We start from the raw sequence: 13,802 nt of genomic DNA, 5'->3' as shown, positions 1-13,802 counted from the left end.
TTTTTCGTCGTGGTTTTGATTTCCTGCGTCACTTCATCTTTGACCTTCATCTCAATTCCGAGGCTTTCTTCAACTCCATTAAATTTTTGTCCTGTACTTAGCTGAATTTCTTAAATATCAAATAAAGCATCTGCTGCTCTGCGACCACCCCAACGTTCCACGATCAAATCATCATAGTGATCAGCGCTCTCTAAGACCTCAGTTAGAGCCAGTTTAAATTCATTTTGTTGGCAAGAAGCACCCAGCAAAGTTACATGAAACCTGATATCCCCTTCATCTTCCATACTAAAACCGCCAAAACGGAACACATCGTTCTGTTTGAGTAAATAGAGCATGAGATCATTACTTACTTCGACATCTGTTGCCACATATGCCCAAATATAAATAACAGATTCTGAATCACGAAACGGTCTGATCTCCACAAGTATAGTTGCGGAACCAAACTGCAAACTAAAAATCGGATTATGGGCTACAGGATTGGATACGCGATCGCAAATTTCGGGCAGCCAAGCAGCTACTTTGTGATAACAGTTTGTTGTGCTTCTGATTGAAAGTTCACGCCTGCAACTTACCATTTGTTTAAAACCTCTAAGATCTTATACCAAAACACGAAATGGCTACGCCATTTTGTGTTTTTAAAACTCTTACTGGGTTTGGTTTTCAATTCATAAAAGTATGGCAGCACTTTCGTGAATTAGTAATACCGCATAATTACAAGGCTTTGCGCTTAAACCCAAACAAAAAAAATTCTTGAAAGCGTTGCAAAGCAATGCTTTCAAGAATTTTCTTCAATCAAAGAATTAGTATTGCGCCGCAAAGTACCGCAATACTAAATTCTCAAAGACTTCTCTCTAAAGCTCTTTCTCCTCCCCAAGCTTCAACGATCGTATCGTCATATTTATCAGCAGTCTGGAGAACTGAGGATACTGAGGTTTGTAATTCGTCGCGATCGCAGGTTGAGCCAACTAAGGTAGTGTGAAAACGAATATCGCCATCGTCATCAATACTAAACACCCCAAATTGCAGCTCAGAATTTTTTTTGAGTAGGAATTTCATCAGATCTTGAGTAATTTCTGCTCCCGTTACTACATAAGACCAAGTAGAAATGATCGCTTCTGTATTTCCCCAAGGTAATACTTCGACTGTGGCTGTGGCTGAGCCAAGGGGTAATACAAACACAGGCATATCGTAGGGAGGCGAATAGACATTTTCGTATAAGTCAGTTAACCAAGGCTGGATCTTTTCGTAACAAGCTTGCTGGATGGGTGTCTCAAATTTCATTGCCTACGATCCTATGTCTTACTTCTATTTATACAATTTAGTGAAATTTAATTGCATTTAAATTCAAAATTTTGGCTTCATGCAACGATTTTGTTACAAAATATCAACCTTTTCCGTATTCTGTGTTACGAGTTATAGCTGTAGTAAACAAAGACTTGGGCTTGGAGACCAAGCCCTCTTTCCTATTTTATGGGACGTTCAGGATCAAACTTGAAACCATCAAAAAAGGTTTCTATTCCCCTTGAAGTTGAAATAGGGATATTCGTATCAGGAACCCCGATCGCCTTAGCTGCATTTTTCCATAGATCTTCACGATTTACGGCATCAATGATTTCTTTAGTCTCAAAATCAGCAGGCAAATTATTCCATCGACGATATTCAGTGAGAAACCAGAGATCGTGACTTTTGTAAGGATAAGAAACGGAAATACCATCATTTGACCAATACTTGATGGAAGTAGGGCTATCTATTTTTAGTCTTCTCATCTTTTGTTTAGGACTATTTTTAAAAAGCTGAGAAAATATCTTAATTGGCTGCGATATAAGATTGCGGCTATCATTAAAGCTCAAGGTTAAAATCGTATCTAATTCTTGGGCATTGGCTGGATCATCACACCAGATCTGCGCTTCCATAATTGCTTGGATCAGTGCTTGGGTAGCGATCGGATATTTATCGACCCAATCAGCTCGCATGGCAAGAATTTCCCCTGGGTAATTGCGCCAGATTTCTCCGATCGCGATCGCAGGATCAGCTAGATTTGCTTCAATTAATTGCAGACTATGCCAGCTATCTAAACAAAGTAGGTCAGCTCTATTCTGTTTTACTTGGGGAATGATCTGATCAAATGGAATCTCCAGAATATCGATACTCTTTTGAGGAATCACATCCATTGAGTCTAGCCAATATCTGAGCCATAGATCATAATTACTACCAAGTTCTGCGGTCGCGCCATTCATTGGTTTTCCAAACAATTTGGCAATATCTTGCCAAGGCGAAAAGGTTGCTCGTTTCAGTTGAATGCCAAAGGGCTTAAGTCTTTTAGACACAACAATATAGCCGCCATGCGTATGCAGACGCATCAACACATACATAGCAGTTTTACTTGTATGTCGATTAATCAAGCCCTCATTCAATAGTTCTGGCAAAGGACTATAAAAATGCCCACCATCAATACCCTGATTATTTGTGCCAAACTTAGTGCCTATTTCTGTGCGATCGCAGATATTTCTCCACGATTGCAAGGGAACTAGTTCCACATTGGTCATGCCATATTTAGCGAATAGTTTTTTGCTCTTGGCAACTAAAAGAGGTGCGATTTCGATGGATGGAATCAGACCAAGACGGACTGATTGCACTTCAGGGATATCGGAAGCTTGAGCATCAGCATTAATTTGAAATGGCTGGTTAGATAGAGGTCGTGACGTACAGTTATTCAGCAAGAGCGTACTTGCTGCTATGCCAAAGCTAGTTAGGATCTTACGTCTAGAAAATTTCATAACATTTGATCTTATGCACATATCAAGCCCAGCACTCAAGTGCGGGCTAAGAGCTAAAACCCGTTGAAACGGGTTACTCAACAGTAGTCTGTAGTCCACTTCAGTGGACTTGAGCTTTTAGCCAAGAACTTGAGTTCTTGGTAACTTTTGATTCATTTCTCAGCAAAAATCACTTAAAAATGAATGGACTATATCTAGGATACGCTGACTGGATTTGCCATCGCCAAAGGGATTAGCAATGTTTGCCATTTTTTCATAAGCATGGCGATCGCCTAGTAACTTAGAAGCCGCCGCCACAATATCCGCAGTTTCTGTGCCGACTAGCTTGCTTGTACCTGCGGCAACTGCCTCTGGACGCTCAGTGGTAGAGCGTAATACTAAAACAGGTTTACCAAGACTAGGCGCTTCTTCTTGCAATCCACCTGAGTCACTCATGATCAAATAACAGCGCTGCATAGCCCCAACTAATTGTTCATAATCCAGAGGCTCAACTAAGAAAATGCGCGGATGATTGCCCAATTTCGCAATTAAAGGTTCTCTTACCACGGGATTGAGATGCATCGGCAACACCAGAGCCACATCAGGGAAATCTGCTAAGATCTGTAACCATGCTTGGATGATTTGGGCTAAGGGTTCTCCCCAATTCTCCCGACGATGAACGGTTGCTAAGATGACGCGATGAGCCTTCCAATCTAAGCCTTTAATCTCACAGTTTGGCGATCGCTCTGAAACGTATAACAGCGCATCAATTACGGTATTGCCTGTATTGTGAATGCCTGTTTTGACACCAGAAACTTTGAGATTCTCCACTGAGGCTGAAGTGGGGGCAAAATGAAGCTGAGCGATTTGCGACACTAAGCGACGATTAGCTTCTTCAGGAAATGGATTAAATAGATTGTCGGTGCGGAGTCCAGCTTCTACATGTCCTACAGGAACTTGCTGGTAAAAAGCGGCTAAAGCGGCAGCAAAGGCGGTGGTCGTATCACCTTGAACTAAAACAATATTTGGCTGAATTTCTTTGTATAACTTCTCTAAACCGATCAAACTATTGCAAGTAATCTGGGTAAGCGTTTGCTTCGGCTGCATGATATCCAAATCATAATCTGCTTTGAGTTCAAACAATTGCATTACTTGTTCCACCATTTCCCGATGTTGTCCAGTTAGAATCACTGAAGTTTGAAACTGAGGATTATTTCTAAATAGATGAATGATCGGGGCAAGTTTAATTGCTTCTGGACGAGTTCCTAAAGTAATACAGACATGGAATTGAGTTGACACAATAATCCCTACTAAACAAGCTTTCTAACGGTGATTTGCTTACGCAGTAGCCCTGCGCTCAAGTGCGCTGCTCAAAGATCAACCCCGTTGAAAGGGTTTACTTGAAATTATTCTTAAGTCCACTTCAGTGGACTTAAGCTTTTAGCCAAGAACTTGAGTTCTTGGTGTGCGTAAGTCCTACCTATAATGCACCAATTGCGGTGTCATAGATGTAGTTTTAGGAGCCTTGCCACCGCCAAAGACTGAATGAATTCCTCTCAAAGTGGCAATAATAATCACACAAACAACTAAATATTGAGCAAATTGGATTGCAAAAATTGGAGTTTTAATTAAAGCTTGCCAAGAAATTTTATTTGCGAAGGTTTGCTCCTCAGTTTGGAAATCTCTGATTTCTTCGGAGTCAGGAATTACAGGGATATCAGAAAGAAATAGTAACTCTGAATCTTGAGAGGTTCGCGTATTATCTAAATTAGAATTGGGATAATTAGTGGAACTAAGATTTGGCAACTGTTCGGGAACACTAGTTTCTCCAAACATTTCATCTAGATCGGGACTAGATGCTACGGAATTTGTTTCTCTATTGGCGCGATCGCTGGGATCATTTCGCTCTAGCATAGATTTGGGTGGGAATACTGGTAAAGGAGGTATTCTAGGACTTTGTTTAGTCTCAGTGATTCCGCCATTTTCACTAATATTTAGAGATTCCTGCTCAACTAAGTAAATTTCCTCTGTCCATGCAGGTTCATCAAATCCTGTTTGTTGCCAAGACACGGTGATCCGAGAAACTGTTTTTACTTCAAGGGTGATGAACCATTTTTTGAGCATTCCCACTAGCACTTGCCGATTAGGAATTCGCATCTCATCGTCTAGCGATCGCAAATCCGACTCAATCAAAATTTCTAAGCGATCGCCATCACGCTCAACGTTTGCCAACATAGCTTGAGATTTGAGTAATCGATTCATGAGCGAGGCGATCGCGTTAACGTTGCCCTGTTTGGCTTGTTCAACTAGTGGGTTTTGAGTCATAGCCTCAACCTCAGATGCTGATCCTAAAAATGTTTTTCAGATTAAGCCAAATGTATCAGATTTTTGTAACTATCGCTGAAATGCCAGCACATTATGAAAACGATTTTGGTGTTTCCAGCGCCTTCGGCGCTGGAAACACCAAAATCGTTTTTTGAAAGCACGCCAACGGCGTGCTTTCAAAAAACCGATTTTTTTATAATGAGAATTATTACTCAAGCTCAAAATAAAAGAAGGGGCGTTTCGCCCCTTCTTTTATTTAAAAACTTCCCCTCATCACTTGATTGAGCATGGATTCAACCTGTGAGGCAAGCTGAGTATGGCTCATACCCAACTGATCTAAGATGCTGAGTGATAATTCTAGCGATCGCAAAGACTTACCTTGGTATTGATATTGAAACTGCGAATTACCGCATAACTGGTATAGACAAGCTAAATCGTAGAGAGATCTAGCATAATCATGCATCATTCCAAATTGCTCAAACGCGATCGAAGCATCAATTAATGAGTCTTCCGCCGTTTCGATCGCATCTTCATCCAGACTATCTAAACCGTCAAGCAAACGATATACATAGATACGTCCTCGGAGATGTTTGGCGATCGCAATCCCCCTCAGATATTGGTAATCACGAAAACGAGGTAGAACATGCACTCGAATACAGATTAAGCTCTCTTCAACTTGGCGATTACCTAGCAAAGCTTCAGCCAAATCACAGTATAAATAACCAATTTCGATGGTATCAACTGGCTCTTTGAGTAAAGAGATGCCATCTTTGATCATTTCAATTGCAGTTTGCCATTGAGATTCCGCGATCGCTACTTTCACCAGTCCTTTAAGCGCTTGTAAACGCAAAAAATTATCGGAATTAGCTAAGGCTATATCGAGAGTACTTTGAAAAAGACTAGCGGCTTGATTGATATCCCCCGATGTTAAATACAATTGTCCTAAGTGGGTGTAGCTTTCTGCGATCGCACATTCATCTTCTATTTCTAGGCGTACAGATAGCGATCGTTCAAAACTCATAAGAGCCGATTGCAGATCATTTACACGTAAATAATATTGTCCAATTGCGTCATCAATGAGAGCTTGCCCCTGCTGACTACTGCGATAAGATTGATGAGCTGTTTGTAAAACATGTAAAACATCACTCAATTCCCCCAATTCAAGCGCCAGAATTGAACGCACATAAAGCAGATAAGCTTCTTGTTCGGGATCAGGATCTGGATTTTGACTTAATGCTTCCCCCGCTTGTTGCACAAGAACTTGCGCTCTTTGCAATGATTCTAATTGTTTTGTGGCAATTAACTCCACAGCAAGATCTAGTAAAACCCTTATGGTTGTGCTAGAGTCTCTCTCCACATTTTCGTCAGTGGTCGTATTTTGAAGACATTGTTCAAAATAGGCAATCGCTAGGGTGCGATCCTGTTGACGCAGGTGCTGCCCTTGGATTAGAAATTCAGCTAATTTCATGAGAAACTCCAAAATTATGCGTGTGAGTACCTACTTCTAGGCTTCACACTTCATAAATAATATCGTACCCAAAATCATCTCTTCCAAAATCATCCATTGGATCAGTAAACCGATTTTGTTAATGAACCGAATTTTTGGATTTCTCTCAAATGTATGGCAATGTAAGTTTTGCTTAACAAAAAGATGAGTGGCGGCGCGAAGCGCCGCCACTCATCTTTAGCGTTGCTATATTTGTAATAAAGCCAAAAATTCAGTTCATTATGAGTTTCTACTAAGTTCAATTTGCTGTTTAGTGGAAACAACATGATTGAGAGCTAAAGAATTCCAGAAGGAACGAATTTGATTGCTGACTAGTTGCCACTGTGAGTAATGAAAAAAGTGTTTGCCCTGCTCACTCAACCACAGGCGATCGCTATCTTTAAGATGCAATCTCCATTTTTGGTAGGCCCTTGCACCACCACCGCTAATTACATAGTCATCTAATGCACCACAGACCAACATTGGTACAGCGATCGGTGTGGGTGCAATATAGGTAGGTGCATAGAGAGAGTGGGGAATAAGCGAATTATCGAGATCTTGCTTGAGTAGGTTAGCTAACCACTGCAACATCTCTTTGTCACGATAACCAAATAGATAAAAGGCTGTCCGCATCAGCATTGTTTCTCGACTACAACCGATTAATTGACGTTGCTCGTAGTAATGACTATGCCAGCTAGTCGCTAGGTTAACCCCCACTGACAATAAGGTGAGCGATCGCACCTGTTCAGGATATTGCTTGGCATAGAGCCAACCGACTAAGCCCGCAATGCCATGTCCGACTAGATGCACTTTGTCATCACAGGTTTGTATGTATTCATGGAGGGAGGTGATCGCTAAATTTAGATCGATGGGTTCATCAGGATTTTGGCAATATTCCCATTGGGCGATCGCATATTGACGCGACAGCGATCGGAGCAGTTGTAAATCAAAGCGGCGCAAGGATTGACTAGTGCAAATGCCGACAACTTGAGGCGAGGTGGACTGTCTAAAGGTCATATTTTTATTGAAAGTAATTATTATTAAGTTAGATTGGATTTATCAATAATTTCTAAGGCTGTAAATAAAAAAGAATTGAGTGATAGTTGCTCGCTCTTACTAAAATCTGTGTCAGCAATCCCTGTAAAAAAAGCATTTTATCACTCAACCCTGCCAACGCATTTGAACTATGTGTAATGAAGCGGGCTGAGTCAAGCCGCATCAGAACTTAATTGGCACTGTAGCACTATTGATTATAATTATCAATAGTAAAACCCAAAAAATAAAAACGGTGTATCGCACCGTTTTTATTTTTTGGGTTTTACTTAGCTTGTAATTGCCAAACCTTGACGAGGCGATCAGCTCCACCACTGACTAGGGTGGCATCCTTAGGACTAAAACTAAGGGATAGGACTGGGGCTTCGTGCTGGTTGAGAATTTGCATTGTTTGCCCCGTTTTCACATCCCAGATCTGAATTGTTTTATCGACACCGCCAGAGGCGATTGCACTGCTATCACGGTTAAAGGCAACCGCTAAGACACCACCTGTATGTCCTGATAGAGTACGCAAGAGTTTGCCCGTGCTTGCATCCCAGATTTTCACAGTTTGGTCTTGGCTGCTACTAGCCAGCAGCTTGCCATCAGGACTATAGGCGATCGCATTTACAGGGGCATTATGTCCCGTAATATTTAAAACTCGCCTGCCCGTCTTCACATCCCAAAGTTTAATAGTTTTATCAAAACTGGCACTAGCGAATTGCTTGCCATCAGGAGCAAAAGCAACAGATACAACCTTGTCTTGATGTCCCTCAAAGGTCTGTAATAGATCACCTCTACGCCAATCCCAAAGCTTGATCGTTTTATCAGCACTGCCACTAATTAAGGTGTTGCCATTAGGGCTATAGTCCACACTGTAGACCTGTCCATCATGGGCTTCAATGTTCCGAACTGGTTTACCACTGCGGAAGTTCCATAACTTAATCGATTTATCAATACAGGCAATTGCGAAGGTGTTGCCATTAGGATGCACCGCGATCGCATTGATTCCAGAGACTGAGCCGAGATGATTGGATAAAGTTCCAAAAGACTGATTATCCCTTACATTCCATAGGCGTAAGGTGCGATCATAACTGCCACTCGCAAAACTAAATCCATTGGGAAAGAAAGCGACGGCTCTGACCCAACCTGTATGTCCTGTCAGACTCAGCCGTAATTGATAATTAGAAGTGATAGTTGGAGTCGGTTCAATAACTGTAGGAGTCGGTTTGGGATTGGAGGAAAACTTAGGTAAGTATTGAGAGAAGTGAATCGCGCCCCAACTAATTCCTGCTAAGCAAACTAGAGCGATCGCCCAACGATTGGTCTTTTGGCTGATGGTAAAAGTGGGCATCTGGAAATCATCAGACCCTTGCTGCATAGGCAAATTATCGATTTCATAGAGAACTTCCTGTGCAGTCTGATATCGATCTTCAGGATGGTGCTTGACCATGCGATTGAGAATGAGCATTAGTTCAGGACGAATTGCTGAACCCATTTGCCAGTCTAATAAATTTAGATCTTCACGGCGGACTAGTTGACTAGGATGTAAGCCTGTGAGTAATTGAATCGCCGTTAAGCCAAGGGCATAGATATCACAACTAGGTGTAAATTGTCCAAGAGCCTGCTCAAAAGGCATATAGCTAGGTGTTCCGAGGACGACTCCATTTTGGGCGGCTGTTGCATAGACACCTTTGAGAACGGCAAAATTAGTAAGCACAAAATGTTGATCGCCACTATTACTGCCTTGATAACCACCCTGTCGATCTTTACGGCGAATTAAATTTCGAGGACAGATATCTCCATGCACCATATTAGAACTATGGGCAATATGCAGACTGGTCAACAATTGGCGGAGGAATTGAACTAGCTCGGACTCGCTGTAGAGCTTGCCTGTAGAAATTTCATCACTGAGACGAATTCCATCGATCGCTTCTTCTACGATATAAAATTCCTCCTCTTGTTCAAAATAGGTTGTGATTTTTGGGAAGTCGGCACTGCGATCACTCAGTTGCTGTAATTTAGGAACTTGATTGCGAAATAGCGATCGCGCCCAGTCAAGTTGCAGATTAGTTTTATTAATCAGACAAAAACTTTTGGCGATCCATCGGGGCATTTCCGCAGCCACGGTATCTTCGACTAAGTAGGTTTGCCCATAGGTGTCATCAGCGATCGTCTGCACAACTCGAAAGCGTCCGCCTAACAGATTACCAAACGCTTTACCCATTGTTGGTGATGTCGCCATGAGAACCTTACTCCAACCGCAACTCATTTAATTATAATCGAATGCGCCTTGTTGCCATCAGCAACGCAACTAACTCAATTATAACTAGCCTTTTGATGTTGGCACAACATAGAGAATGCCAGAAATTAACGTAAGTACGACTGCAACCCAGAAAAAGGCGATCGCATAGGGGATTTTGACCAATAAAGCAGCGATCGCCACGATTTGCATCACAGTTTTCGCTTTCCCCCAAAAATTTGCGCCGATAATTTGCGGTTTACTGGTTTCGCCAGAAACTTCCTGACTAGATGCACTGGGCGCACCACGCCAAGCCGTGATCAATAGCTCTCGCGTAATAATTAAAAATACGGCCCAAGCAGGAACCTGACCAAGTTCAATGAACAACAAAAATAAGGCGATCGTCAGGACTTTATCCACAAGGGGATCAAGGAATTTGCCCAGTTCAGTTATTTGATTAAGTTTCCTTGCTAAATACCCATCCAGCCAATCGGTAATTGCGGCAATGATAAATACACTTAAAGCAATTAAGCGACTAAGTTCGCTATCTTGCCAAAGAAACAGTCCAAAAATAATCGGTACAGCAATCAATCTCGATAAAGTTACCCAAGTAGGCAATGTAATCATAAATAACCAAATAATATATAAAGTGCTGCTTGGCAGCACTTTATATATTATTTGGTTTGGGTGACTCTCCAGCTAAGTTTGAGATTAAACCAGAAGTTCCAAATGGTAACGATCGCGATCGCGATTAGGTTAGCAATATATTTATTGACACCGAAATAGTTGTAAAGGAGATTGAGAATGATCAAGTTTAATCCAATTCCCACTAAACAAATTAGATTGAACTTCACAAATCGCTTAATTAATTTTCTCCGCCCAAATTGTTGCTCAGCTAGATCCCGAAATGTCCAAAGATCATTCCAAAGAAAATTATTAAGAACTGCCACTTCAGCCGCAATTATCTTACTGCGTGTTAGCCCCCATCCCAGAGTAGAAGCATCACTAAGTAAATAGAAGATGGCCATATCAACAAATACACCACTAAAGCCAACTAGTCCAAACTTAAAAAAACGTTTGACAGGAACTCGCAATTTTTCACGTAGTTTAGTAATTCGACCACGCGATCGCAAACGCAATAGATGCAAAATATAATCCACATATTGCCGCCAAGTTACCTTACTTTCACCCGCCTGACGTTCTTGAAATACATAGCCAACCTCAGCAACAGAGGCAATATTGCCCCGACCAAGTACTTCAATTAATATTTTGTAACCCAGTGGATTCATCGGACAGTTAGCGATCGCACTACGTCTGACCATGAAATAGCCACTCATCGGGTCAGACACTCGACCAATGACATTTGGCAAAATCATCAAGCCCAGCATTTGCGCTCCCCGTGATAAAAATCGCCTTATAAATCCCCAATCACTCACTCCACCACCCTCAACATGGCGACTTGCGACTACTAAGTCTGCTCCCTTAACCATTTCATCAAGCATCTTAATCAGCGTTTCTGGCGGATGTTGTAAATCTCCATCAATTACACCTAATATTTCTCCCTGCGAAGCTTGCCAACCACGAATCACGGCTGTCGAAAGTCCCTTTTCCCCTTGACGACGCATTACCCGTAACTGCGGATAGTTTGGCATAAGATCAAGCCCAAATTGCCATGTTAAGTCTGGACTATCATCATCAACAATAATTAATTCATAATTATCGTTAAAATAATTGTCTAGTAGCTGAGTCAGAATTTCCACTAACTTAGCTAAGTTCTTACTCTCATTGTATGTAGGTACAATTAAAGAGAAATTAACCGATTGATTCTGATGTTGAGAATCTTGGCTAAAGGTTGCTTCAATGATTTCTTCAGAAAAGAGAAGTTCATTAACTTGAAATGATCCAAAAGGAACGGGAGTAAGTGAGTAGGACATTAATCTGGGAATTAATTTGTTTTGATGAGATCCAGAGGATAGATGACAATTTACCTTGTATAGCTATCGCCACCTGTATCAGGACAAATCAAAGCCCAAATAGTGTGAGGCGGTGCGAAGCGCCGCCTCACACTATTTGGGCTTTATGTCCTAACAAGAATGGCGACAACTATATGTATTAGCCCTTAGACTAACTTACACCAATTTATGATCAAAAATACCACAATAAAGTTTTTTGAAAGTGTTGCTTGGTTCCACCTTCAAAAAACTTTATTGTGTCTGAATCAAGTGTAAACTGTCATAATAATTGGCGCTTTGACTTGTCTCAACAATTATTGATTTTCTATTCTTGATGAAGACACATGCCAAACTCAAGATATTAAGATTGACTCTAGTAATATAAAATCAACTATTAAGTGACTTGAGGTGGATCTACAGTTTTTGACTTCATCCATTGGTAATGGAAGCATTAGCCTTAAATAGTTAGACCTATTGACACTGATCTAGTCTTTGCCTTTGGTCAATTATATATTCTGATTTCATAACTTAGACACCATCTAAACCCCTTAACTATGAGACATAATTAAATATTTCAAGGTTAACTAAAGTGAATAAAGTTCAACAAGTTTTTAAAAGTATTAGTTTCAAGATATTTATTACTGTATTTATTCTAATCTCCTTACATGTTGCACCTGAAGGATCCCAGAGCGACAGGTATATCGTTGCAGTTAGATCTCTTGTTGAGAGCGGCACTTTCGCATTGCAGGGAGGCATTCCTAAGCCTGTTGATGTTGTTGAGATCAATAATAACTTCTACTCAGTTATCGCCCCTGGTTTGCCAATTATATTTGCACCAGTGTATTATTTCCATCGTTCCATTATGAATGTGCTTCAGATCCCTTTCGGAGAGGTGTTTTGGGGTATCTTTCATATATTCTCTAATATCTTTGTTATGTCTCCAGTAGTTGCAATTACTGCTGTAGCAATGTTTAAAACACTAAAGCGTTTAACTACTCAAACCGACAAACAAATATTACTTGTTTTTATTTTTATTTTTGGTTCATTAGCATTTTTTTATGCAACTAATGGCATTTGGATACATGTATATACAATGTCATTTGTCTTTATTGCATTTAGTTTAATAATCTCAAAAAAGAATGATTTTTCTATTGGACTAATTATGGGATTAGCACAGATTATTGATTACATTGCGGTATTGCCAATTTTTTGGTTGATAGGATTTTGGGCTTATACAAATCACAACGAAAAGTTGAGTCATCTAATTAAAAAAGCTATTTTTCTATCATTGGGATATGGAATATTTTTGTTGGGTTTAATGTATTACAACTATACAATTACAGGCTCAGCTTTTCAAACTCCAAATTCTATCTTCTTACAACAGGCTGTTCAGGAAGGACGAGCAACACAGACTAGTATGTTTACTTATCCATCTTTCGCTAGCTTGTGGGGACTAAGTTTTAGTCCCTATAGAGGAATTTTTCTATACTTTCCAATGATGTTCTTATTTCTATGGGCTTTAGTAAAAAAACAATTTGATCGAGATAAAGTCATGCTTTTTTCTTTTCTTTTTGTGGCTTTTACTTTTATATTTAACTCAACCTATTACGCATGGTCGGGAGATAGTTGCTTTGGTCCACGTCATTTAGTAATGGCTATACCATTTATGATTTTACCAATCGTAAATTGTCAAATAAAATATATAAAAATATTTGGTTTAATATCTGTATTTATTAATTTAGCTGGTGTGTCAACAGTGCCGTCAGACAATATCTTTAAAAATATTACTATCTTCTTATATAGAGGTCCATTCTTACATTGGCTAGATTGGATTCATAAAGTTATCCTACCAAAGTATTTTAGTCTTAACTTAAGCTTAGTAACTCCTTTCTTTTTGTATGTGGCGATAATATACTGCATCTATTTAATTTGGAAACCTATAAAAACTGATCTCACCAACGATTTATAAAACATCTAGAATTTAGACAAGCCTCTCACACTAAATTCGC

The 13,802-nt window shown here is 40.3% G+C and carries 11 protein-coding genes; 1 reads left to right on the top strand and 10 read right to left on the bottom strand.

All coding sequences use genetic code 11. The features are described from left to right. Nucleotides 1-110: 110 nt before the first annotated feature. From H6G05_RS15420 to H6G05_RS15375, 10 genes are all read right to left on the bottom strand, one after another. Nucleotides 111-575, bottom strand: coding sequence for a T3SS (YopN, CesT) and YbjN peptide-binding chaperone 1 (locus H6G05_RS15420; protein ID WP_190579071.1), 465 nt, complete (start codon nt 573-575; stop codon nt 111-113). A 262-nt stretch (nt 576-837) separates the two neighbouring features. After that, on the bottom strand, nt 838-1,281 hold the full coding sequence (locus H6G05_RS15415) for a T3SS (YopN, CesT) and YbjN peptide-binding chaperone 1 (protein WP_190579069.1): 444 nt from the start codon (nt 1,279-1,281) through the stop codon (nt 838-840). A 182-nt stretch (nt 1,282-1,463) separates the two neighbouring features. Beyond that, on the bottom strand, nt 1,464-2,777 hold the full coding sequence (locus H6G05_RS15410; RefSeq protein WP_190579067.1) for a CmpA/NrtA family ABC transporter substrate-binding protein: 1,314 nt from the start codon (nt 2,775-2,777) through the stop codon (nt 1,464-1,466). Between the two features lie 159 nt (nt 2,778-2,936). Then, nucleotides 2,937-4,058, bottom strand: coding sequence for a non-hydrolyzing UDP-N-acetylglucosamine 2-epimerase (gene wecB, locus H6G05_RS15405; protein WP_190579078.1), 1,122 nt, complete (start codon nt 4,056-4,058; stop codon nt 2,937-2,939). A 174-nt stretch (nt 4,059-4,232) separates the two neighbouring features. Next, a complete protein-coding gene (locus H6G05_RS15400; RefSeq protein WP_190579065.1) occupies nt 4,233-5,081 on the bottom strand; it encodes a hypothetical protein in 849 nt (282 codons plus the stop codon). A 256-nt stretch (nt 5,082-5,337) separates the two neighbouring features. Then, the gene (locus H6G05_RS15395; protein ID WP_190579063.1) at nt 5,338-6,549 is read right to left on the bottom strand and encodes a tetratricopeptide repeat protein; all 1,212 of its coding nucleotides are present in this window, start codon (nt 6,547-6,549) and stop codon (nt 5,338-5,340) included. A 258-nt stretch (nt 6,550-6,807) separates the two neighbouring features. Beyond that, nucleotides 6,808-7,584 carry an alpha/beta fold hydrolase gene (locus H6G05_RS15390; protein WP_190579062.1) on the bottom strand — a complete coding sequence of 259 codons (777 nt, stop codon included), beginning with the start codon at nt 7,582-7,584 and terminating at the stop codon, nt 6,808-6,810. Between the two features lie 301 nt (nt 7,585-7,885). Then, on the bottom strand, nt 7,886-9,844 hold the full coding sequence (locus H6G05_RS15385) for a WD40 repeat domain-containing serine/threonine-protein kinase (protein ID WP_190579060.1): 1,959 nt from the start codon (nt 9,842-9,844) through the stop codon (nt 7,886-7,888). A gap of 84 nt (nt 9,845-9,928) precedes the next feature. Then, nucleotides 9,929-10,465, bottom strand: a complete 537-nt coding sequence (pgsA, locus tag H6G05_RS15380) for a CDP-diacylglycerol--glycerol-3-phosphate 3-phosphatidyltransferase (protein ID WP_322096374.1) — start codon at nt 10,463-10,465, stop codon at nt 9,929-9,931. A gap of 50 nt (nt 10,466-10,515) precedes the next feature. Then, complete coding sequence (locus tag H6G05_RS15375; RefSeq protein ID WP_190579056.1) at nt 10,516-11,775, bottom strand: glycosyltransferase; 1,260 nt, start codon at nt 11,773-11,775, stop codon at nt 10,516-10,518. Nucleotides 11,776-12,382: 607 nt separating this feature from the next. Here H6G05_RS15375 and H6G05_RS15370 point away from each other — a divergent pair. After that, nucleotides 12,383-13,762 carry a hypothetical protein gene (locus H6G05_RS15370; protein WP_190579055.1) on the top strand — a complete coding sequence of 460 codons (1,380 nt, stop codon included), beginning with the start codon at nt 12,383-12,385 and terminating at the stop codon, nt 13,760-13,762. Nucleotides 13,763-13,802: the final 40 nt, after the last annotated feature.

Source organism: Phormidium tenue FACHB-1050, assembly GCF_014696925.1.
GTDB lineage: Bacteria > Cyanobacteriota > Cyanobacteriia > Pseudanabaenales > Pseudanabaenaceae > Pseudanabaena.
The sequence above is the reverse complement of the archived record's forward strand: the minus strand, read 5'-3'. Positions and strand labels throughout refer to the sequence as shown.